Below are 20092 nucleotides of genomic sequence, written 5' to 3' on the forward strand. Positions count from 1 at the left end.
GGGGAGGCGGGGTGCGAGACTGGGCCCATGCAGCCTGTGCTCGACCCGAACCCGAAGAACGGCCAGAAGAAGATGCTGCTCGTCTTCGGCTCGTTCCTCGCCATCTTCGTGATCATCGCCGTCGTGGCGACCATCGCGTCCCCGTGACGGCCGCTCCACTCGGCTCAGCCGATCGTTCCGGTTCCCGCGGTCCGGCAGGCGCCGGCGCCCTCGGGCCTCGGCTCGTGGACGGTTCGTACACTGCCGGCGTGCGGCTCGCCTGATTCTTCCGGTTCGCCTCATTCACCCGGCGGATGGTGGGGCTGACCCCACCATCCCCTAGGGGGTCAGGGTCAGGGTCAAGTGGGTGGATCTCCGGATGGGTTGGCGGCCCCGGATTCCGTAGCTTCGAGAGGTGACCGCACCAGGCGGTCAGGGACCCGCTCGAAGACTCACGGAGGCGATCATGCCGACCCGCACCCACTCCCGGCCCCACCCGGCGACCACGGGCGGCGTCGGCATGAGGCTTCCCTGGTGGGCGCTCGCCCTGCCCGCCCTCGCGTTCATCTCGCTGCTGGTGCTGATACTGAACCCGTCGGACGCCCACGCGGCGAGCGGCGATCCGGCGATCTCGCACCTCGTGGAGCGCGCCCAGCAGTTCCTCGCGCGCTGACGCAGAGCCCCCTCACGCGGCGAATCCGCATGTCAACTCCCTGCGCCGGGTGGCCTGTTTCATGCGAAGCTGGGTCCCATGAGCGTCGCAGAACCCCGCAAGATCGTCCTCTTCCGGCACGCGAAGGCCGACTGGCCCCAGGTCTCCGACCACGAGCGCCCGCTCGCCGAGCGAGGCCGCAAGGACGCCGCAGTCGCCGGACGCAAGCTGGCCGACACCGGCATCACCTTCGACCTGGCCCTGTGCTCCACGGCGACCCGGACCCGCGAGACCTGGAAGATCGCCGTCCATGAGCTGTCGCACCGGCCGAAAACCATCTACGAGGAGCGGGTCTACGAGGCCTCGCCCGGCGAGCTGATCGCCGTGCTCAACGAGATTCCGGACGACGCACGGAACATCATTCTGATCGGCCACAACCCGGGCGTGCACGGGCTGGCCGACATCCTGGCCGGCTCGGCCGAGGCCGACGCCCGCGAGCGGATGGACCGCCGTGGCTTCCCCGCTGCCGGGTTCGCCCTGCTGACCTTCGACGGCCCCTGGAAGGGCCTGGAGCCGGCGGTGGCCACACTCGTGGACTACTGGGCCCCCTCGGAGTGACCCGCAGCTGACACGGAGGGCCGAAAAAGCCCGGCGCCGCACAGGGCGCCGGGCCGTCGGGCACGGGACAAGGACGAGGTCCGGCCGGGGCACGGGCCACGCGCGGGAGCCCGGCGGCGGGCACGGGACACGGGCAGGGGCCGGGTCAGCCCTCGTCGTGCGTGTCGGCCGCCTCGACCTCCTCACGGGTGACACCGAGGAGGTACAGGACCGTGTCGAGGAAGGGGAAGTTCACCGCCGTGTGCGCCGCCTCCCGGACCACGGGCTTGGCGTTGAAGGCCACGCCCAGACCCGCCGCGTTCAGCATGTCCAGGTCGTTCGCGCCGTCGCCGATCGCCACGGTCTGGGACAGCGGCACCCCGGCCTCCGCGGCGAACCGGCGCAGCAGCCGCGCCTTGCCCGCCCGGTCCACGATCTCGCCGGTGACCCGGCCGGTCAGCTTCCCGTCGACGATCTCCAGCGTGTTGGCCTGCGCGAAGTCCAGCCCCAGCCGTTCCTTCAGGTCGTCCGTCACCTGGGTGAAGCCACCCGAGACGACGCCCACTTGGTAGCCGAGCCGCTTCAGGGTGCGGATCAGGGTGCGCGCGCCCGGGGTCAGCCGGACCTCCTGGCGCACCTTCTCCACCACCGACGCGTCCAGCCCCTTCAGCAGCGCCACACGCGCATGCAGCGACTGCTCGAAGTCCAGCTCCCCACGCATCGCCGCCGCCGTCACCTCGGCGACCTGGTCCTCGCAGCCGGCGTGCGCCGCGAACAACTCGATGACCTCGTCCTGGATCAGGGTCGAGTCCACGTCCATGACCACGAGCCGCTGGGCACGCCGGTGCAGTCCCGCCGAGACGACCGCGATGTCGACACCCAGTGCCGCCGCGTCGGAGGCCAGGGCCGTGCGCAGCGGCTCGGTCTCCACACCGGACACCGCGAACTCCACCGCGGTCACCGGGTACTTGGCCAGCCGGAAGATACGGTCGATGTTGCCGCCGGCCTTCGCGATCCGGTCCGCGATGGCGGCGGTCGACTCGGCGGTGAGCGGGTGGCCGAGGACGGTCACCAGGGAGCGCCCGTGACCCCGCGGACGGTTGTCACCGTGCCCCGAGATGATCTCCGCCTGCATTTTCATCGACTCGGCCCAGCTGTGCACGGTCGCGCGCAGGTCGCCCTCCAGGCCGGCCGGCGGCTGGGTCACCAGCACGCACAGCACCAGGCGGCCTCGGGTGACGACCTGCTCGATGTCGACCACGTCGACCAGGTACGCGGCAAGGGTGTCGAAGAGGCCGGCCGTGATGCCCGGCCTGTCCTTGCCGAAAATCTTGACGAGGAGAGTGGGGACCTCGGAGGTCTGCGAAGCGCTCATGGTGTCACCACCGTATCCGGCACCCAGTGCCGTGCGCCGCAGAGGTCCGCCTGACGGACACGGAACAGTCGGTGTCGGGCCGGTGTCGGGGATCTTGCCGCCGGGGGAAACCGCTGCCACGCCGCTACGGTGCCGCCCCGGCCCACTCACGAGCGTCCCACGGAGCGCCCCGCCCGGCGATCCGCGCAGCCCAGATCACCGGGCCCCTGCACAGCCCGTCCCTCAGGCGCACCGATACCGCGCCCCGGCCTCGCCGACCTGCTCCGTCGGTCTCGGCCTTGCCGCGCGGGGCCTCTCCGGCCTGCTCTGTCGGTCTCAGCCTTGCTGTGGGGGGTCTCGCCGGCCGGCTCCGCGGGCCTCACCTCCGCCGCCTCGGTGCTCCGGGCGGAGGAGGAGGCGGCGGTCCGTCGTCCGGTGTCTCCGGCGGGCGCTCGTCGGGGCGGGAGTCCGGACGCTTCCGAGCCGGTGGGGGAGGGCCGAGAGGCCCGGCGATGGTCGGGGCGCCGTAGACCTCCTGTCCGGGGGCCGGCGGCCAGACGTCCCGCGGCTCCTCCGGCAGCCGCAGATACGGATTGGTGTCGGGGTTGGGCGGCCGGTACGGCGCGCCAGGCACATAGGGCCCGGCCTCGGACCCGTGCCCGGCACCCCCGCCGCCCCCGGGGTCACCGGCTCCACCCCCGTACCGAGGGCCTCCGGCATCCTCGCGGTATGCGGCGTCCCCGCGGTGTGTGGCGTACTCGCTGTACGTGGCGTCCCCGGCGTTCGCGGCGTCCCCGCTGCAGGCGGCCCCCCGGCCATGTCCGCCGACCCCGGAACCTCCGTCCCCTCCGTATCCAGCCCCCGCCCGCCCATCGCCGTACCCCCAGCCCCCGGCTCCCACAGTCGGCCCACTTCCCACAGCGGGCCCACTTCCCACGGTCGGCCCACCTCCCACGGGCGGCCCACCTCCCACGGGCGGCCCACTTCCCGCCGGGGCCGTCCGTGACCACGTCGCCGCCGCCCGGACCGCCCGCGATCCCGCAGCCCCGGTCGCCCACGCGAGCAGCGCTCCCGCCGCCCCCGCACCCGTCCCCCAGGCCGTGCCGACAAGCAGGGCCATGACGAGGTGGCCGTGCAGGGTGAGGCTCGCGCCGAAGGCGTCGAAGCCCAGGACGGACAGGGAGGCGTCCACGGAGACGTCCGTCAGCCAGGCGAGCAGGGGAAGGGCGAGCGCGGTCGTCACGCCCAGCCGCACGGCGCACCGGCCGGCGAAGCGGAGGGCGCCGTCGGCCGGCCGTGCCACCGGCGTGCGGACCGCCGTCAGCACCCCGGCCAGCAGGATCATCAGTACCGCCGCCACCGCCAGCAGCCACACGCGGCCGTCCAGGCCCGCCAGCCGGCCCACCGTGACCGGCCGGCCGGAGCCGGACCCGAGGAACTGGTCCAGGGGGTGGGGGAGCACCGTGCGCAGGACGCCGGTGACCGTGCCGTCCCAGGGGACGAACAGGCCGAGGGGGACGCCGAGCCAGACCCCGTTGGGCGCGCCGAGCAGGGCCGCGCCGACGACCCGCCGCGGGTGGTCGTCACCGATCGCCGCGTACGCCGCCGCCGTGAGCCCCGCCGCCACGGCCACCAGCAGGACGGTGACGAGGGCCGAGACCGCCGGGCGGACCACCCGGTGCAGGGCAGCCCAGCCGGGCGGCAGGGGAGCGCGGCGGGCCGCGAGCAGCGCGATCATCAGGACGCCTGCGCACCAGCCGAGGCCGCCGAGGAGCGTGGCCGAGGTGTCCACGGTGAAGCCGACGGCCGCCTTGGCGTCGACCAGTTCACCGATCCGGTCGGGCAGCAGACCGCTCACGTCCCCGAGGCCGGGAAGACTCAGCCCGCCGCCCCCCTTGCCGTGCGCGCCGGGCAGATCGTCGAGGCCGAGGGAACCGCCGTCGATGGTGATGACATCGTGACCGGCCCAGGCGAGACCGCCGAGCAGCGTCACGAAGAGCAGGACCACCGTGCCTGCCCGCGCCAGGAGTTCCGCCGGTGCGATCACAACTCCCGCCCCGCGCAGGGACCGTAGGAAGAGCCACGACAACAGCAGCGCACCGACCAGACTCACCCCGAGTGGCGTGATCTCGACGGCCGTCTGCGCCTCCGCGCCTTTCAGGCCGAACGCGGACACATCGCCCGACGGCGAGACCGAACCACCCGCCCCGAGCGCCACAACGGCCGCCGTCATGGGGCCGAGTGAGCCCGCCGAGTCGGCCTGCAGCAGATGCAGACCGAGCGCGGCCGTGCCCGCCATGCCGATCAACGCCCAGCTCACGGCAGCGATCGCGGACAGCAGGACATCCGCCCAGGGCACCGGCGCACGGTGCCGCGTGGTCTCGACGCGCAGGACAGCACTCATCGCAGACCCCCCGATCCACGCCGCGGCGCCGTCGGCCGCGCTTGTCCCCCTCGTGGGGATTACCACTCTCCGGCCCGGTTTCAACCCCGTCAACGGGGCGAGTTGAAGCGCGCACCGGAGCGCTTGGCAAGGCCCGGGTTTCAGTCAGGGGGCCAAGCCTGAAATAGTTCCCCACGATGTTCGACATCCCTAGACTCCCTGTGATGGGGGTAACTCGGGGGACAACTCAGTGGGGCATGGAGTGCCGGAACTCGTACTGGAATCAAACGGACGGACCTGGACGCTAGACCCGTCCAGGCCCTACACCCTCGGCCGCGATCCGCAGGGTGACATCATCTTCGACGACGCCAGGGTTTCCTGGCGGCACGCCACGGTCAGCTTCAACGGCCGCAGTTGGGTCATCGAGGACCACGGCAGCACCAACGGCACGTTCGTGCAGGGGCAGCGGATCCAGCACATGGAGATCGGCCCCGGCTCGTCGCTGCACCTCGGCAACGCGACCGACGGACCGCGGCTGAACCTGTCCGCGGCCGCGGCGCCGGTCGGCGGCCCGGAGCGGCAGCCGCAGGCGGCGGCGCCGTACGCGGCCCAGGGCGCCGGCGCGCCCGGCTGGGCCCAGCAGCAGGCCGTCCCGCAGCAGGCCGTCCCGCAGCAGGCCGTCCCGCAGCAGGCCGTCCCGCAGCAGGCGCCGGCGCAGCAGCAGGCTCCGCAGGCCGGCTGGCAGCAGGCGCCCGGCTTCCCGCAGCAGCAGGGCGGCCCCGCCGACCAGTACGTGCAGAAGACGCCCGGTGGTGCCGCGGGGGCGCCGCCGGTCCACGGCGACCGCAGCCCGACCACGTTCCACCAGTTCGCGCTCGGCCGCGTCATGCGCATCGGCCGTGCCCTGGAGAACGACCTGGTCGTCTCGGACCTGCAGGTCTCCCGGAACCACGCCGAGTTCCACGCCACGCCCGACGGCCGCTTCGAGATCCGCGACCTCGGCTCGCACAACGGCACCTACGTCAACGGCCAGCCCATCGCCAAGGGTGGCTCCGCGCTGCTCGGCCCGAGCGACATCGTCGGCGTCGGCCACTCGACCTTCCGGATCGTCGGCGACCGCCTCGAGGAGTTCGTCGACACCGGCGAGGTCTCCTTCTCGGCCCGCCACCTCACCGTGACGGTGGACGGCGGCAAGCAGATCCTGAAGGACGTCTCCTTCGGCGTGCCGGAGAAGTCACTGGTCGCCGTGATCGGCCCGTCCGGCTCCGGCAAGTCGACCCTGCTCAAGGCGCTCACCGGCTACCGGCCCGCCAACCAGGGCGAGGTGCTCTACGACAACCGGAACCTGTACAAGCAGTTCGCCGAGCTGCGCCAGCGCATCGGGCTGGTCCCGCAGGACGACATCCTGCACAAGGAGCTGAGCGTCAAGAAGGCCCTGAAGTACGCGGCCAAGCTGCGCTTCCCGGCCGACACCACCGCGCAGGAACGCGACGCCCGCATCGACGAGGTGCTGCGCGAGCTGAAACTCGACATCCACAAGGACAAGAAGGTCACGTCCTTGTCCGGTGGCCAGCGCAAGCGTGTGTCGGTGGCTCTGGAGCTGCTCACCAAGCCGTCGCTGATCTTCCTGGACGAGCCGACCTCCGGCCTCGACCCGGGCATGGACCGTGACGTCATGCAGCTGCTGCGCGGCCTCGCCGACGACGGCCGCACGGTTCTCGTCGTCACGCACTCGGTGGCCGAGCTGGCCCTGTGCGACAAGCTGCTGGTGATGGCGCCGGGCGGTGCGGTCGCCTACTTCGGTCCGCCGGAGGAGGCGCTGAACTTCTTCGGCTACGACACCTGGGCCGACGTCTTCTCCGCCTTCGAGAACTACCGCGACTACGACTGGGCGGGCCGCTGGAAGGGCTCGCAGCACTACCAGATGTACGCCGCGGACATCGACGCGATCGCCCCGCAGTCCGTACTCATGCCCCCGCCGCAGGCGATGAAGCCGCCCAAGCCGCAGAGCTGGGGCTCGCAGCTGATGACCCTGATACGGCGCTACGTGTCGGTCATCGCCTCCGACAAGGGCTTCCTGGCGCTCACGGTGATCCTGCCGGCGGTCCTCGGAGCGGTCAGCCTGCTGATCGACCACAACCGCGGGCTGCTGGTGAACCCGCCCAACTCCAAGACCGGCCTGCCCGTCCCGAACGGCACGGCCACCACCGTCCTGCTGATCCTCGCCGTCGGCGCCTGCTTCGCGGGCGCCGCGAACTCGGTCCGAGAGCTGATCAAGGAACGGGTGATCTACGAACGGGAGCGCGCGACCGGCCTGTCCCGTTCGGCGTACCTGATGTCGAAGGTGGTCGTCCTCGGCGCCATCACGGTGCTGCAGGGCCTGATGGTCGGCGTGATCGGCTTCTCCAGCCGGGAGATCCCGGACGAGGGCCTCGTCCTCGGCGGCTCCACGCTGGTCGAGCTGTGCGTGCCGATCATGGCGCTGGGCTTCACCTCGATGATGGTCGGCCTGGTGATCTCCTCGCTGGTGAAGACCGCCGAGAAGACCATGCCGCTGCTGGTGATGTTCGCGATCATCCAGGTCGTCTTCACCGGCTGCCTCTTCACCCTGCACGGCACGCTCGGTGTGAACGAGTTCTCCTACTTGATGCCGTCGCGCTGGGCGGTGGCCGCGGCCGGCACCACGCTCGACTTCAACAACATCGCCCCGAACACCGACGACCCGGGCAGCACCGACCCGCTGTGGGACCACCAGGCCTCGGCCTGGGGTCTGGACATGGTCGCGCTGATCGCGCTCGGAGTGATCTGCGGCTTCTTCGTGGCCCGCTTCCTGCGCCGCCACGAGCCGGAGGTCATGCGGAAGTAACCGCAGCCGGACGACGTGAAGGGCGGCACCCCCGAGGGGTGCCGCCCTTCCGCGTGTGTCAGAGGTCCCGCGCCAGGCCTCAGTACGCGCTGTTCACGTTGTCGATCGAGCCGTACCGGTCGGCCGCGTAGTTGGCGGCGGCGGTGATGTTGGCGACCGGGTCGTAGATGTTCCACGAGGTGCCGGCGACGTGGTAGGCCTGGAAGGTCGGCGGAATGACCTGCAGCAGGCCCTTGGACGGGATGCCGTTGATCGCGTTGATGTCCCAGTTGTTGATGGCGTTGGGGTTGCCGGAGGACTCGCGCATGATGTTCTTGTGCAGGCCGTTGTAGCTGCCCGGGATGCCCTTGGACTTCATGATGTCCAGGGCCTGGTGGATCCAGCCGTCCAGGTTGTTCGCGTACGTCTTCGCGGCGACCGGCTGCATCTGCGGGCGCTGCACGGACCGGGTGGCGGCGGCCTGCTGGGCGGCACGCTCCTGCGCGGCCTTCTTCGCGGCGGCCTTGGCGGCGGCCTCGGCGGCGGCCTTCTTCGCCGCGGCCTCGGCGGCCTTCTTGGCGGCGGCCTGGTCGGCGGCCTTCTTCTGTGCCGCGAGGGTGTCGAGCTTGATGTTCTCGGCGGCGAGCTGGTCGGTGACCGTGCCCTTGACGTTCTGCAGGGCGATGCCAGTGGCGACCTGGGCGTTCGCGGCGGGGGTGCCGGCGGCGACCTGGACGTTCGCGGCGGGGGCGCCGGTGGTGACCGTCTCGGCGCTGCTGGGGGTGGCCGAGAGCGCGATGGCGGCGGTGCCGAGGGCGGCGACGCCGGCGACGGCGAACTTGTGGTGCTTGGTCAGGACCCGACTATGAGCACGGCTGAGGATGTTCTTGGGCATGGCTGTGGACCTCTTCGAGTAGCGCGGAGGTCGCTCCTGCGTCCGCCGGGGGAATCTGCTCCTCCCACACGAACGCCGCGTCTGGAACCCGCGGCGCTGAGCGACGGAAGCAATTCTTAGCTGGCGCAAAATGCCGTGGCAAAGGTGTGACGTACGATCCTGGATAGTGGATCAGGGAAGGGCAAAACGGGACAGACTGGGCCGTCTGTCCCGTTCATGTGGGGGCGGTTTATCTCCTATGCCCTTTCGTACGTGATGCAGGCCCTATGTGCGGGCTCACATGGAACGGCAGGCATACTCACGCCGAGTTGCCGTCGCAACGCTCTAGGTGAGGGGTCTCCTCCGGAAGGATGAGATGGACGTCGCCGAACTCGTGCCACAGATAGAGACCGCCCAGCGCCTCCTCGTACGCGCGCGCCACCGCCGCCCGGCCGGCCACCGCCTCCAGCATCAGCAGATGCGAGGCCTCCGGCTCGTGCAGCCCGGTGAGCAGCCCTTCCACCGCCCGCACCCCCCGCCCGGGCGTGACCACCAGATCCGTCCACCCCCGGGCCGCCCGCACCACCCCGTCCGCCCCCGCCGCCGACTCCACGGCCCGCACGGCCGTCGTCCCGACCGCGATCACCCGGCCGTCTGCCGCGCGGGCATGGTTGATCAGCCGCGCCGACGCCTCGGGCACCGCGAACCGCTCCGGATACGGCGGCTCGTGCGCCTCCGCCGACGACACCCCGGTGTGCAGCGTCACCGGCGCGAACTGCACCCCCCGGCTCACCAGCTGCGCCACCAGCCCCGCGGTGAAGGGCCGCGCAGCACTCGGCATCTCCGCACTGCCCGACCCGTCCGGCGACGGCAGCGCGAACACCGTCTGGTACGCCGACAGCGGCTGGTCCCGCTCCGTATAGGAGTAACGAATGGGCCGCCCGTGCTCCCACAGCACATCTTGTACGTCCGCCCCGACGACCCGCACCCACCACAGCCGCTCCCCGCCCGCGCTCAGCGGCTCCACCGGCACCAGCCGGCCTCCGCCCGGCAACGACACCTCTGTCCCCGCGAGCGAGCCCGCACGCGCGCGCGTAGTACCGCGCCCGTCCGGCTCCCGCACCTCGACCGCCCACCGCCCGTCGTCCCCGCGGGTGGAGAAGTGCACCACCACGCGCGCGTGCCCGATCCGCCCGTCCACCGCGGCGGCCAGCGTCGGCGAGGTGTTCACCACCAGCAGGTCCCCGGCCCGCAGCAGCTCCGGCAGTTCCGGGAACGCGTGGTGCGCGACCCGTGGCCCGCGCGACACCAGCAGCCGTACGGCGTCCCGGCCCAGCCCCGGCCCGCGCTGCTCGGCCGGTACCCGTGCGGACAGCTCCCCGGGGACCTGCAGCACCGTCCTCATCGCCCGGCCACCAAGGACGGCGCCGTGTACCGCCCGCTGGCCGGCCGCTCGTCCAGCAGCCGCAGGAACGCCGGCACCACGTCCGCCGGCGCCGGGCGCGGATCACGGTCGTCCGGTACGGCCGCCGCATACAGGTCCGTCGCCATGTCCCCGGGGTCCACCACCCACACCCGCAGGCCCGGCTCCTCCGCACCGAGCACCGCGGCGAGCTGATCCAGGGCGGCCTTCGAGGCGCCGTAGCCGCCCCACGTCTCGTACGCCTGCGCCGCCGCGTCCGAGGTGACCGCGATCACCGTGCCCGCCGGCGACGCCTGCAGCAGCGGAAGCGCCTCCTGGACCAGGCCCAGCGCCGCCACCGCGTTCACCTCCAATGCCCGCCGCAACCCCTCCAGCGGCAGCTCCGCCAGCCGCACCAGCGGCTCGGCACCCAGCGCGCTCGCATTGCTCACCACCAGGTCGACACCGCCCAGCCGCCACCCGGCGGCCACCAGTCCGGCCCGATGAGCGCCGTCCGTGACATCACCCGGCAGCGCCGACACACGCGTGCCGTGACGCGCCACGGCCTCCGCGGCCTCCTCCAGAGCACCGGCTCCCCGGGCGTCCAGCACCAGATCCCAGCCGCGCGCGGCCAGCGCCTCGGCGAGCGCCCGCCCCAGCCCCTTCGAAGCCCCCGTGATGATCGCTACCGGCATGGCTACCGTCCCCTCGTCGGTCACCGCCTCCGTCGGGCGGTGCCCACAACCTAGGAACGCCACCGTCCCGGCCGCCTCGGACGCGGGACGCAGAGCGCCGGGGCCCTTCGGCGTACGCCCCGCGCCCCGGGCTCCGGGCCTACTCCGGCGGCCCTAGGCCCAGCGGACCGTGTCCCGCCACCACCGGTCCGATCCGCGCTGTCACACCCCGCCGGTACCGTGAGGACATGAGTCAAGGCCCCCGGTCCGGCCTCGCCGCGGTGAGTTCCGCGCTGCTGGCCATGAGCAGGCATCTGGAGGTGCGCGACGTCCTCAAGACGATCGTCGCCTCCGCCCGCGAGCTGCTCGGCGCGCAGTACGCCGCCCTCGGCGTCCCCGACGACCACGGCGGCTTCGCCCAGTTCGTCGTGGACGGCGTCAGCGAGGAGCAGTGGCGTGCCATCGGCCCCCTCCCGCGCCAGCACGGCATCCTCGCCGCGATGCTGCACGAGGCGAAGGCCGAGCGCCTCGCCGACGTGCGCGAGGACCCCCGCTTCGAGGGCTGGCCGTCCGCCCACCCCGACCTGGCCGACTTCCTGGGCCTGCCCATCCGCGACGGCGACGAGGTCATCGGCGCGCTGTTCCTGGCGAACAAGCTGCGTCCCGTGGGGGCGAACCCGCCGCACCCCCCGTGCCCGCACCCCCGAGGGAACTGCGGCTTCACCGAGGAGGACGAGGAACTGCTCGCCATCCTCGCCCAGCACGCCGCCATCGCCCTCACCAACGCCCGACTCTACGAGCGCAGCCGCGAACTGACCATCGCCGAGGAACGCTCCCGGCTCGCCCACGAACTGCACGACGCGGTCAGCCAGAAGCTCTTCTCGCTCCGGCTGACCGCCCAGGCGGCAGCCGCGCTCGTCGACCGCGACCCCGCCCGCGCCAAGGGCGAACTGCACCAGGTCGCCGAGCTGGCCGCCGAGGCGGCCGACGAACTGCGCGCCGCCGTCGTGGAGTTGCGGCCCGCCGCGCTGGACGAGGACGGCTTGCTCGCCACCCTGCGCACCCAGATCCAGGTCCTCGACCGCGCCCACACCGCGCGCGTCACCTTCACCGGCAACGGCTTCCGCGCCCTGCCCGCCGCCCAGGAGGAGGCCCTGCTCAGGGTCGCCCAGGAGGCGCTGCACAACGCCCTGCGCCACTCCGGGGCCGAGCACGTCGACGTGACCGTGGGCCGGAGCGGCTGCGGCGCCGTGCTGCGCGTCACCGACGACGGCGGCGGCTTCGACCCGACGACGGTCCGCCGCGCCGGACGCCACCTTGGCCTGGTCTCGATGCGCGACCGGGCGAGCGGCGTCGGCGGGACGCTGACCGTGGAATCGGCGCCCGGCAAGGGCACCACGATCGAGATGGAGGTCCCCGGTGGCTGAACCGATCAGGGTGCTCCTCGTCGACGACCACCAGGTCGTCCGCCGGGGCCTGCGCACCTTCCTGGAGGTGCAGGACGACATCGAGGTCGTCGGCGAGGCCGCCGACGGTGCCGACGGAGTCGACCGCGCCGAGGAGCTGCGGCCCGACGTCGTCCTCATGGACGTCAAGATGCCGGGCACGGACGGCATCGACGCCCTGCGCCGGCTGCGCGAACTCGCCAATCCCGCGCGCGTGCTGATCGTCACCAGTTTCACCGAGCAGCGCACGGTCGTCCCGGCCCTGCGCGCGGGCGCCGCCGGGTACGTCTACAAAGACGTGGACCCCGACGCCCTCGCCGGCGCCATCCGCTCCGTGCACGCCGGGCACGTCCTGCTCCAGCCCGAGGTCGCCGACGCTCTGCTGTCCCAGGAGGAGGCCAACGCCGGCCAGGGCAGAGCGGGTTCGCTCACCGACCGGGAGCGCGAGGTGCTCGGTCTGATCGCGGACGGCCGCTCCAACCGCGAGATAGCCCGCGCACTCGTCCTGTCCGAGAAGACCGTCAAGACGCACGTGTCGAACATCCTGATGAAGCTCGACCTCGCCGACCGCACCCAGGCCGCGCTGTGGGCCGTACGCCATGGCGTGACCGGCTGAAACGCCCTGACCAACGCCTCACTCACGGCAACACGGAGGGTTCCGCTCCGGACTGAGATTCATACCGTCGTGGGAATGTCACCCGGACGGCGCATCCTCGGCCGATCTCCGCCGTTCTCCAGTGCGTGCTGCGGCGAACCGCTGCGGTGAACGCCTAGGAGGGGTTGAACGTGAAGAACCTGAAGAAGGCAGCGGCCGTGACGATGGTGGCCGGTGGTCTGGTGGCCGCCGGTGCGGGCATGGCCGCCGCCCACGGCGGGGCCCACGCCGCCGGCGAGGCCCACGGCTCCCCGGGTGTCGTGTCCGGCAACGTCGTCCAGGCCCCGGTGCACGTCCCGGTGAACGCGGTGGGCAACAGCGTGAACGTCATCGGCGTGCTGAACCCGGCCTTCGGCAACCTGGGCATCAACCACTGACGTCCGCAGAGGACCGTTCCCCGGACGCCGGACGGGCGCGGAACAGCCCGCCCGGCGCCCTGGGACCAGTCCCGTTCAGGCCCGCTGCGCGGGACGAGAGACGGCAGTCCCCGGTACGCCGACGGTCTCGATCAGGCCCGCTGCGCGGGACGAGGGGCAGCAGCCCCCTTGGTACGCCGACGGTCCCGTTCAGGCCTGCTGTCCGGGACCGGACGCGGCAGCCCCCGGGCACGCCGACGGCAGGGGTGGGGCGGGACGGCCGACGCTCACCGGACCCCCCGCTCCTGCTCCTCCACGAACGCGTTGTACGCCGCCACCTGAGCCCGCCTGGCCGTCCGCTCGACCGGCCTCAGCGCCTCGGAGCGCGCCGCCATCTCTGCGGAGCTGACCGCGCCCCCATGCCCGTGGTCGTAGGCCAGTGACACCAGCAGACCCACCCGCTGCGCCAGCTCCAGCACGCGCACCGCCCGCGGCGGATACCCCGGCGCCAGCACCTCCCGGCCCCGCTCCGCCCGCGCCCGGTACGCGTCGATCGCCGCCTCCGCCACCGGACCCGACCCGGCGACGTCCAGCTTCGACAGCACCCCGGTCGCCTCCCGGAGGGCCTCCGCCAGCTCCCGCTCGGCCTCGCCCAGCGAGGGCACGTCCGCGGGCGGAGCCTCCCGTACCGGCAGCACGTGCCACACCACCTCGGCATGCACATCACCCGCGGGCCCGGCCTCGTACACCTCCGGCACCAGCCCGAACGCGGCGCCGTGACACACCACGGCCTCCTCGGCCTCCAGCGCCCGCGCATTGAACTCCGGCGGACCGCTCAGCCCCAGCGGATGCCCCGGCGCGGGCAGCGCCACCCGCAGCCCCGCCACCCCCAGCCTGCGCAGCAGCCCCAGCGCGAGCGTGAGCCCGACCGGCGCGGACTCACCGGGCAGCCCCTCCACCCGGTGCACGGCGTCCTCGCCCACGACGGCGAGCACGGCGTCATCCGGCGAGACAAGTCCGGCCAAAAGGGCGTTTCCCCAAGCGGCAAGGCGTCCTGAACGCGGTTCCGAGAGCATGCCCCCACCCTAAGGACCGGACCGATGGAATGGAGCGGGGCGCTCGTGGCGTAGATTTCATAAGGGCGGCGCCCACAGGCGCGGCGGACCCGAGCCACTGGCGTACGCGACAGCCGAGACCGGCCACACTGCAAGGGGAGACAACACGCTCATGAGCGACGTTCTGGAGCTTGAGGACGTATCCGTGGTCCGCGAGGGCCGGGCTCTGGTGGACCAGGTCTCCTGGTCGGTGAAGGAGGGCGAGCGCTGGGTCATCCTGGGCCCCAACGGCGCCGGCAAGACCACCCTCCTGAACGTCGCCTCCAGCTACCTCTTCCCCAGCAAGGGCACCGCCACCATCCTCGGCGACACCCTCGGCAAGGTCGACGTCTTCGACCTGCGCCCCCGCATCGGCGTGGCCGGCATCGCCATGGCCGACAAGCTCCCCAAGCGCCAGACCGTGCTCGAGACCGTGCTGACGGCCGCGTACGGCATGACCGCGCACTGGCAGGAGGAGTACGACGAGGTCGACGAGCAGCGCGCCCGCGCCTTCCTCGACCGCCTCGGCATGAGCGACTACCTCGAGAGGAAGTTCGGCACCCTCTCCGAGGGCGAGCGCAAGCGCACCCTGATCGCCCGCGCCCTGATGACCGACCCCGAGCTGCTCCTGCTGGACGAGCCCGCAGCCGGCCTCGACCTCGGCGGCCGCGAGGACCTGGTCCGCCGCCTCGGCCGGCTCGCCCGCGACCCCATCGCCCCCTCGATGATCATGGTGACCCACCACGTCGAGGAGATCGCCCCCGGCTTCACCCACGTCCTCATGATCCGCCAGGGCAAGGTACTCGCCGCCGGCCCGATCGAGCTGGAACTGACCTCTCGCAACCTCTCCCTCTGCTTCGGCCTTCCGCTCGTCGTGGAGCAGGTCGGCGAGCGCTGGACCGCCCAGGGCCTGCCGCTGTCCTGACCCCGCGTCCGAGCCCGGTCCGCTTCCGTTCGCGCCCTGTCCGCCGCCCGACCGCGGTCCTACCATGACCATGTGAACGACATCGACGCATGGGTGTGGTGGCTCGTCGGCGCGGCGGCGCTCGGAATCCCGCTCGTGGTCACGGCCATGCCGGAGTTCGGCATGCTCGCCGTGGGAGCCGTCGCCGCGGCCGTCGTCTCCGCCCTCGGCCTCGGCGCCGTCATCCAGGTCCTCGCGTTCGTCGTCGTCTCCGTCGCCCTCATCGCCGTGGTCCGGCCCATCGCGGCCCGGCACGGCAGTCAGCGCCCCCGACTCGCCACCGGCGTAGAGGCCCTGAAGGGCAGACAGGCCGTCGTACTGGAACGGGTCGACGGCTCCGGCGGACGGATCAAACTCGCCGGAGAAGTCTGGTCGGCCCGCGCCCTCGACACCGGCCGCGCCTACGAAGTGGGCCAGGAGGTGGACGTCGTGGAGATCGAAGGAGCCACCGCCATCGTCATCTGAGGACTACTCACCGAGAACGACTCACGAGTCGCGCGACGGTCTGTCAGACTCGACCAGCAAGATCTTCAACAGTCATGAGATCTGCCGAAGGCGCCGAAGCGGAGAAGGGTACGGGGACACGACGATGGAACCGGTCATCATCGTCCTGATCATTCTGGTGGTGTTGGTCTTCATCGCCCTGATCAAGACGATCCAAGTCATCCCACAGGCCAGCGCCGCCATCGTCGAGCGCTTCGGCCGCTACACGCGGACCCTGAACGCGGGCCTCAACATCGTGGTCCCGTTCATCGACACCATCCGCAACCGCATCGACCTGCGCGAACAGGTCGTACCGTTCCCGCCCCAGCCGGTCATCACCCAGGACAACCTGGTCGTGAACATCGACACGGTCATCTACTACCAGGTCACCGACGCCCGGGCCGCCACCTACGAGGTCGCCAGCTACATCCAGGCGATCGAGCAGCTCACCGTCACCACCCTGCGCAACATCATCGGCGGCATGGACCTGGAGCGCACCCTGACCTCCCGCGAGGAGATCAACGCGGCCCTGCGCGGCGTCCTCGACGAAGCCACCGGCAAGTGGGGCATCCGCGTCAACCGCGTCGAACTGAAGGCCATCGAGCCGCCCACCTCCATCCAGGACTCGATGGAGAAGCAGATGCGCGCCGACCGTGACAAGCGCGCCGCCATCCTCACCGCCGAAGGCACGCGCCAGGCCGCCATCCTCACCGCCGAGGGCGAGAAGCAGTCCCAGATCCTGCGCGCCGAGGGTGAGGCCAAGGCGGCGGCCCTGCGCGCCGAGGGCGAGGCCCAGGCGGTCCGTACGGTCTTCGAGGCCATCCACGCCGGCGACCCGGACCAGAAGCTCCTGAGCTACCAGTACCTCCAGATGCTCCCGAAGATCGCCGAGGGAGACGCCAACAAGCTCTGGATCGTCCCCAGCGAGATCGGCGACGCCCTCAAGGGCCTGTCCGGCGCGATGGGCAACTTCGGCCCGCTGGGCGGAGGTTCGGGCGGCAACGGCACCTCGGGCAACAGCGGAGGCGGCCAGGAGCGCCGGGAGAAGCCCAGCATCGACTGAGGGTCCCGTACGACAGGGGTTCCACCGCGCCCCGTCAGGGGCGCGGGGAACGGCGCGAGCAACGCGAGACGAGCCGCAGCCGCCGTCGGACAGAGCCCGGCAGACGCCTAGGCCGCTTCCCCCGCGAGCCACTCGGGAAGCGCAGCGAAGTCCTCCTGCCCCAGCGACAGGAGCATCGCATCCGCGGGAGTCGGCTCGAACGGATCCCGAAGCAACGCCATTCCCGCCTCCTGCGGAGTGCGGTTCGCCTTGCGGTGGTTGTCCTCCGCACACGCGGCCACCGTGTTCAGCCACGTGTCCTGCCCACCCTGCGCCCGCGGCACCACATGGTCCACGGTCGTCGCCCGGCGCCCGCAGTACGCGCACCGGTGCCGGTCCCGGACCAGCACACCCCGCCGAGACCATGGAGCTTGTCTTCGGAACGGCACCCGTACATACCGGCACAGCCTGATCACACGGGGCGCGGGTATGTCCACATCGGCTCCGCGCATGCGCAGTTCGGGATGGGACTGTTCGACCACGGCCTTGTCCTGCAGCACCAGGACGACGGCTCGGTTCAGAGTCACCGTCGACAGCGGCTCGAAGCTCGCGTTCAGCACCAGCGTGTCACGCATCCAGCCCACCTCCCGTGCGCACCTGCCCGCCCCCCGGCGGGCATGGATCAACTCTGGACGGGCGCGCCGAGATGGACAACGCAATAAAAAATGCCCGCCTCCGATCACTTCCAAGACCGGAGACGGGCAAACGTTCAATGAACGCTCGGCTGAATCGAGGCGGTGCGGTCAGTCCTTCGCAGGGTTCTCGTACTCACCGATGAGCTGGGCGCGCGCGATCGCGTGGAACCGCAGGTTGAAGCCGACGACGGCCGGAGAGACGTCCGCATCCGGACCCAGCTTCTCCCGGTCCACCGCGTACACCGTGAAGACGTACCGGTGCGGGCCGTCCCCGGGTGGCGGAGCGGCACCGCCGAAGTCCTTCGTCCCGTAGTCGTTGCGCACATGCACGGCGCCCGCCGGCAGTCCCTCGAACTTCCCGCTGCCGGCACCCGCCGGCAGCTCGGTCACCGAGGCCGGGATGTCGAACAGGACCCAGTGCCAGAACCCGCTGCCGGTCGGCGCGTCGGGGTCGTAGCACGTCACGGCGAAGCTCTTGGTCTCGGCGGGGAATCCCTCCCACCGCAGCTGCGGCGAGGTGTTGCCCTCCGCATGGACCTGGTCGCTCCTGAGCGTCGCGCCCTCCTCGATGTCCGCGCTCGTCACCGTGAACGACGGCACGGGCGGATGGAAGTCGTGGGGGAGCGGCCGCCGCTTGAGCTCGGTCACCTCGGTACCTCCTGATCGATGATCTGGAACCAGCAGTTCCCGAGCCTAGAACCAGTTGCGCTTGCTTCCGACCTCGGACAGCCACTGGTTGAGGTATGCCGCCCAGTCGGTCCCCTGCCAGTCGTTCAGACCCACCTGGAAGGAGCGGAAGGTGTCGCTGCCCTCGCTGAACAGCCCCGGCTTCTTGTCCATCTCCAGGACGACGTCCATGGCGTGCTCGTCGGCGACGAAGCTCAGCTCGACCTGGTTCAGGCCCCGGTACTGCGACGGCGGGAAGAACTCGATCTCCTGGTAGAACGGCAGCTTCTGTCGCGTACCCCGGATGTGACCGCGCTCCATGTCCGCGTTCTTGAAGCGGAAGCCCAGCTGGATGAAGGCGTCCAGGATCGCCTTCTGCGCCGGCAGCGGGTGCACGTTGATCGGGTCCAGGTCACCGGAGTCCACCGCACGCGCGATCGCCAGCTCGGTGGTCACGCCGATGTTCATACCGCGCAGCGCCTGCCCGTCGATCATGGTGACCGGCGTCTCCCAGGGGATCTCCAGGCCGAACGGCACCGCGTGCACCGCACCCGCCTGCAGCTCGAAGGCACCGCCGAGCCGCACCTTGGTGAACTCGATGTCCTGCTTGTACTCCTGGTCGCCGCTCTCCACCTCGACCTTGGCCTGCAGGCCGACGGACAGCCCCTCGATGGCCTGGTTGACGGACCCGCCCTGGATCCGCACCTCACCCTGGACGACACCACCCGGTACGACGTTGACCTCGGTCAGCACCGTCTCGACCGAGGCCCCGCCGGCACCGAGGCTCGCGAGCAGCTTCTTGAACGCCATGACTCTCCCTTTACGAATGGACCCTCGCCCCGTACAAACGCGATCCGCCCGCCACCGGTTCCGCCGGCGCCGTGCTCCCTCTGGACTACCCTCGGAGGGCATGATCGCGCCCCCGGACCGTACGCCATTGCCCCGCAGCTTTTTCGACCGCCCGGTCCTGGAGGTCGCGCCGGACCTCCTCGGTCGCATCCTGGTCCGGACGACACCTGACGGCCCGATCGCAGTCCGCCTCACAGAGGTCGAGGCGTACGACGGCCCGAACGACCCCGGCTCGCACGCCTACCGCGGCCGCACCGCCCGCAACACCGTGATGTTCGGTCCGCCCGGACATGTGTACGTCTACTTCACCTACGGCATGTGGCACTGCATGAACCTCGTCTGCGGACCCGAGGGGCGGGCGAGCGCCGTACTGCTCCGTGCGGGTGAAGTGGTGGAGGGGGCCGAGCTGGCCCGCAAGCGACGGCTTTCGGCCCGGAACGACAAGGAACTGGCCAAGGGGCCGGCCAGGCTGGCCACCGCTCTGGAGGTCGACCGGGCCCTGGACGGCACGGACGCCTGCTCCTGCGACGAGACACCCCTGAAGATGCTGACGGGCAGCCCGGCCCGCGCTGACCAGGTACGCAGCGGACCGCGCACCGGGGTCGCCGGCGAGGGCGGCAACGGCGACCTCCACCCATGGCGTTACTGGGTGGCCGACGACCCGACGGTGAGCCCCTATCGAGCCCACGCCCCGAGGCGCCGCCGAAGTTGACGCGGCCCACCGAGGTGCGTAATGTATCCCGAGCCGCTGAACCGGGTACGGCGATCGCCTGCAGCCGGAGCGGCCAAACCACTCTTTAGCTCCACCCCCTCAGCGGGGTCGTTTCTGGCGCGCCCGCGCGCCCGAATTCGAATCCCGCGAGACTCGATTATGAGTTGCCGAGGGAATCAGCTAACGTAGTGAACGTCGAAAGGCCGGAGGCGAAAGCCAAAAGCCCGAAGACAAACCCGCCGACAGGGAATCGGATCGAGAAAAGATCTGATAGAGTCGGAAACACGAAGGGAAGCGCCCGGAGGAAAGCCCGAGAGGGTGAGTACAAAGGAAGCGACCGTTCCTTGAGAACTCAACAGCGTGCCAAAAAT

The 20092-nt window shown here is 71.3% G+C and carries 20 protein-coding genes; 11 read left to right on the forward strand and 9 right to left on the reverse strand.

Annotation, left to right across the window (positions count from 1 at the left end):
- Nucleotides 1–27: 27 nt before the first annotated feature.
- The 3 genes from ACZ4SF_RS36510 to ACZ4SF_RS36520 all read left to right on the forward strand — a co-directional run bounded on the left by ACZ4SF_RS36510 (nucleotide 28) and on the right by ACZ4SF_RS36520 (nucleotide 1249).
- Nucleotides 28–147, forward strand: a complete 120-nt coding sequence (locus ACZ4SF_RS36510; protein ID WP_094374424.1) for an SGM_5486 family transporter-associated protein — start codon at nucleotides 28–30, stop codon at nucleotides 145–147.
- Between the two features lie 298 nt (nucleotides 148–445).
- Nucleotides 446–652 carry a hypothetical protein gene (locus tag ACZ4SF_RS36515; protein ID WP_468393087.1) on the forward strand — a complete coding sequence of 69 codons (207 nt, stop codon included), beginning with the start codon at nucleotides 446–448 and terminating at the stop codon, nucleotides 650–652.
- 78 nt (nucleotides 653–730) lie between these two features.
- Nucleotides 731–1249, forward strand: a complete 519-nt coding sequence (locus tag ACZ4SF_RS36520) for a SixA phosphatase family protein (RefSeq protein ID WP_468393089.1) — start codon at nucleotides 731–733, stop codon at nucleotides 1247–1249.
- 145 nt (nucleotides 1250–1394) lie between these two features.
- Here the strand turns inward: ACZ4SF_RS36520 and serB are convergent, their stop codons facing one another.
- Both serB and ACZ4SF_RS36530 read right to left on the reverse strand, forming a co-directional pair.
- Complete coding sequence (gene serB, locus ACZ4SF_RS36525; protein ID WP_468393091.1) at nucleotides 1395–2603, reverse strand: phosphoserine phosphatase SerB; 1209 nt, start codon at nucleotides 2601–2603, stop codon at nucleotides 1395–1397.
- A gap of 358 nt (nucleotides 2604–2961) precedes the next feature.
- Nucleotides 2962–4986: a streptophobe family protein gene (locus tag ACZ4SF_RS36530; RefSeq protein WP_468393093.1), complete on the reverse strand. Its 2025-nt coding sequence runs from the start codon at nucleotides 4984–4986 to the stop codon at nucleotides 2962–2964.
- Nucleotides 4987–5215: 229 nt separating this feature from the next.
- On the opposite strand from ACZ4SF_RS36530, the gene ACZ4SF_RS36535 reads away from it, so the two are divergent.
- The gene (locus ACZ4SF_RS36535) at nucleotides 5216–7831 is read left to right on the forward strand and encodes an ABC transporter ATP-binding protein/permease (protein WP_468393095.1); all 2616 of its coding nucleotides are present in this window, start codon (nucleotides 5216–5218) and stop codon (nucleotides 7829–7831) included.
- A 79-nt stretch (nucleotides 7832–7910) separates the two neighbouring features.
- On the opposite strand, the gene ACZ4SF_RS36540 is transcribed toward ACZ4SF_RS36535, so the two are convergent.
- From ACZ4SF_RS36540 to ACZ4SF_RS36550, 3 genes are all read right to left on the reverse strand, one after another.
- Nucleotides 7911–8705 carry a transglycosylase SLT domain-containing protein gene (locus ACZ4SF_RS36540; RefSeq protein ID WP_468393097.1) on the reverse strand — a complete coding sequence of 265 codons (795 nt, stop codon included), beginning with the start codon at nucleotides 8703–8705 and terminating at the stop codon, nucleotides 7911–7913.
- Nucleotides 8706–9003: 298 nt separating this feature from the next.
- The gene (locus ACZ4SF_RS36545; protein ID WP_468393099.1) at nucleotides 9004–10089 is read right to left on the reverse strand and encodes an S-adenosylmethionine:tRNA ribosyltransferase-isomerase; all 1086 of its coding nucleotides are present in this window, start codon (nucleotides 10087–10089) and stop codon (nucleotides 9004–9006) included.
- On the reverse strand, nucleotides 10086–10781 hold the full coding sequence (locus tag ACZ4SF_RS36550; protein ID WP_468393101.1) for an SDR family NAD(P)-dependent oxidoreductase: 696 nt from the start codon (nucleotides 10779–10781) through the stop codon (nucleotides 10086–10088). The genes ACZ4SF_RS36545 and ACZ4SF_RS36550 overlap by 4 nt, the downstream gene beginning before the upstream one ends.
- 227 nt (nucleotides 10782–11008) lie before the next feature.
- Here ACZ4SF_RS36550 and ACZ4SF_RS36555 point away from each other — a divergent pair, with 227 nt between their 5' ends.
- The 3 genes from ACZ4SF_RS36555 to chpE all read left to right on the forward strand — a co-directional run bounded on the left by ACZ4SF_RS36555 (nucleotide 11009) and on the right by chpE (nucleotide 13237).
- Nucleotides 11009–12187 carry a GAF domain-containing sensor histidine kinase gene (locus ACZ4SF_RS36555; RefSeq protein ID WP_468393103.1) on the forward strand — a complete coding sequence of 393 codons (1179 nt, stop codon included), beginning with the start codon at nucleotides 11009–11011 and terminating at the stop codon, nucleotides 12185–12187.
- Complete coding sequence (locus ACZ4SF_RS36560) at nucleotides 12180–12821, forward strand: response regulator (protein ID WP_468393105.1); 642 nt, start codon at nucleotides 12180–12182, stop codon at nucleotides 12819–12821. The genes ACZ4SF_RS36555 and ACZ4SF_RS36560 overlap by 8 nt, the downstream gene beginning before the upstream one ends.
- A gap of 170 nt (nucleotides 12822–12991) precedes the next feature.
- Complete coding sequence (gene chpE, locus ACZ4SF_RS36565) at nucleotides 12992–13237, forward strand: chaplin ChpE (protein WP_468393107.1); 246 nt, start codon at nucleotides 12992–12994, stop codon at nucleotides 13235–13237.
- Between the two features lie 266 nt (nucleotides 13238–13503).
- On the opposite strand, the gene ACZ4SF_RS36570 is transcribed toward chpE, so the two are convergent.
- The gene (locus ACZ4SF_RS36570) at nucleotides 13504–14292 is read right to left on the reverse strand and encodes a hypothetical protein (protein ID WP_468393109.1); all 789 of its coding nucleotides are present in this window, start codon (nucleotides 14290–14292) and stop codon (nucleotides 13504–13506) included.
- Nucleotides 14293–14443: 151 nt separating this feature from the next.
- Here ACZ4SF_RS36570 and ACZ4SF_RS36575 point away from each other — a divergent pair, with 151 nt between their 5' ends.
- The 3 genes from ACZ4SF_RS36575 (at nucleotide 14444) to ACZ4SF_RS36585 (ending at nucleotide 16820) form a co-directional block, all read left to right on the forward strand.
- Nucleotides 14444–15235 (forward strand): ABC transporter ATP-binding protein, encoded by a 792-nt coding sequence (locus tag ACZ4SF_RS36575; protein WP_468393111.1) that lies wholly within the window; start codon nucleotides 14444–14446, stop codon nucleotides 15233–15235.
- A 72-nt stretch (nucleotides 15236–15307) separates the two neighbouring features.
- Complete coding sequence (locus tag ACZ4SF_RS36580) at nucleotides 15308–15739, forward strand: NfeD family protein (protein WP_468393113.1); 432 nt, start codon at nucleotides 15308–15310, stop codon at nucleotides 15737–15739.
- A 124-nt stretch (nucleotides 15740–15863) separates the two neighbouring features.
- Nucleotides 15864–16820 carry an SPFH domain-containing protein gene (locus ACZ4SF_RS36585; RefSeq protein ID WP_468393115.1) on the forward strand — a complete coding sequence of 319 codons (957 nt, stop codon included), beginning with the start codon at nucleotides 15864–15866 and terminating at the stop codon, nucleotides 16818–16820.
- 107 nt (nucleotides 16821–16927) lie between these two features.
- On the opposite strand, the gene ACZ4SF_RS36590 is transcribed toward ACZ4SF_RS36585, so the two are convergent.
- The 3 genes from ACZ4SF_RS36590 to ACZ4SF_RS36600 all read right to left on the reverse strand — a co-directional run bounded on the left by ACZ4SF_RS36590 (nucleotide 16928) and on the right by ACZ4SF_RS36600 (nucleotide 18970).
- Nucleotides 16928–17434 (reverse strand): HNH endonuclease, encoded by a 507-nt coding sequence (locus ACZ4SF_RS36590; RefSeq protein WP_468393116.1) that lies wholly within the window; start codon nucleotides 17432–17434, stop codon nucleotides 16928–16930.
- 168 nt (nucleotides 17435–17602) lie between these two features.
- Nucleotides 17603–18142 (reverse strand): YbhB/YbcL family Raf kinase inhibitor-like protein, encoded by a 540-nt coding sequence (locus tag ACZ4SF_RS36595; protein ID WP_468393118.1) that lies wholly within the window; start codon nucleotides 18140–18142, stop codon nucleotides 17603–17605.
- Nucleotides 18143–18187: 45 nt separating this feature from the next.
- Nucleotides 18188–18970, reverse strand: a complete 783-nt coding sequence (locus ACZ4SF_RS36600; RefSeq protein ID WP_356130174.1) for a sporulation protein — start codon at nucleotides 18968–18970, stop codon at nucleotides 18188–18190.
- A 100-nt stretch (nucleotides 18971–19070) separates the two neighbouring features.
- On the opposite strand from ACZ4SF_RS36600, the gene ACZ4SF_RS36605 reads away from it, so the two are divergent.
- Nucleotides 19071–19721, forward strand: a complete 651-nt coding sequence (locus ACZ4SF_RS36605) for a DNA-3-methyladenine glycosylase (protein ID WP_468393120.1) — start codon at nucleotides 19071–19073, stop codon at nucleotides 19719–19721.
- Nucleotides 19722–20092 lie beyond the last annotated feature (371 nt).

Source organism: Streptomyces sp. NPDC027663, from assembly GCF_055566415.1.

What these genes read in the sequence shown, in the direction of transcription:
- ACZ4SF_RS36510 (WP_094374424.1), top strand. Translation starts at nt 28, where the DNA reads ATGCAGCCTGTGCTCGACCCGAACCCGAAGAACGGCCAGAAGAAGATG.
- ACZ4SF_RS36515 (WP_468393087.1), top strand. Translation starts at nt 446, where the DNA reads ATGCCGACCCGCACCCACTCCCGGCCCCACCCGGCGACCACGGGCGGC.
- ACZ4SF_RS36520 (WP_468393089.1), top strand. Translation starts at nt 731, where the DNA reads ATGAGCGTCGCAGAACCCCGCAAGATCGTCCTCTTCCGGCACGCGAAG.
- serB (WP_468393091.1), bottom strand. Translation starts at nt 2,603, where the DNA reads ATGAGCGCTTCGCAGACCTCCGAGGTCCCCACTCTCCTCGTCAAGATT.
- ACZ4SF_RS36530 (WP_468393093.1), bottom strand. Translation starts at nt 4,986, where the DNA reads ATGAGTGCTGTCCTGCGCGTCGAGACCACGCGGCACCGTGCGCCGGTG.
- ACZ4SF_RS36540 (WP_468393097.1), bottom strand. Translation starts at nt 8,705, where the DNA reads ATGCCCAAGAACATCCTCAGCCGTGCTCATAGTCGGGTCCTGACCAAG.
- ACZ4SF_RS36545 (WP_468393099.1), bottom strand. Translation starts at nt 10,089, where the DNA reads ATGAGGACGGTGCTGCAGGTCCCCGGGGAGCTGTCCGCACGGGTACCG.
- ACZ4SF_RS36550 (WP_468393101.1), bottom strand. Translation starts at nt 10,781, where the DNA reads ATGCCGGTAGCGATCATCACGGGGGCTTCGAAGGGGCTGGGGCGGGCG.
- ACZ4SF_RS36555 (WP_468393103.1), top strand. Translation starts at nt 11,009, where the DNA reads ATGAGTCAAGGCCCCCGGTCCGGCCTCGCCGCGGTGAGTTCCGCGCTG.
- ACZ4SF_RS36570 (WP_468393109.1), bottom strand. Translation starts at nt 14,292, where the DNA reads ATGCTCTCGGAACCGCGTTCAGGACGCCTTGCCGCTTGGGGAAACGCC.
- ACZ4SF_RS36575 (WP_468393111.1), top strand. Translation starts at nt 14,444, where the DNA reads ATGAGCGACGTTCTGGAGCTTGAGGACGTATCCGTGGTCCGCGAGGGC.
- ACZ4SF_RS36585 (WP_468393115.1), top strand. Translation starts at nt 15,864, where the DNA reads ATGGAACCGGTCATCATCGTCCTGATCATTCTGGTGGTGTTGGTCTTC.
- ACZ4SF_RS36590 (WP_468393116.1), bottom strand. Translation starts at nt 17,434, where the DNA reads ATGCGTGACACGCTGGTGCTGAACGCGAGCTTCGAGCCGCTGTCGACG.
- ACZ4SF_RS36600 (WP_356130174.1), bottom strand. Translation starts at nt 18,970, where the DNA reads ATGGCGTTCAAGAAGCTGCTCGCGAGCCTCGGTGCCGGCGGGGCCTCG.
- ACZ4SF_RS36605 (WP_468393120.1), top strand. Translation starts at nt 19,071, where the DNA reads ATGATCGCGCCCCCGGACCGTACGCCATTGCCCCGCAGCTTTTTCGAC.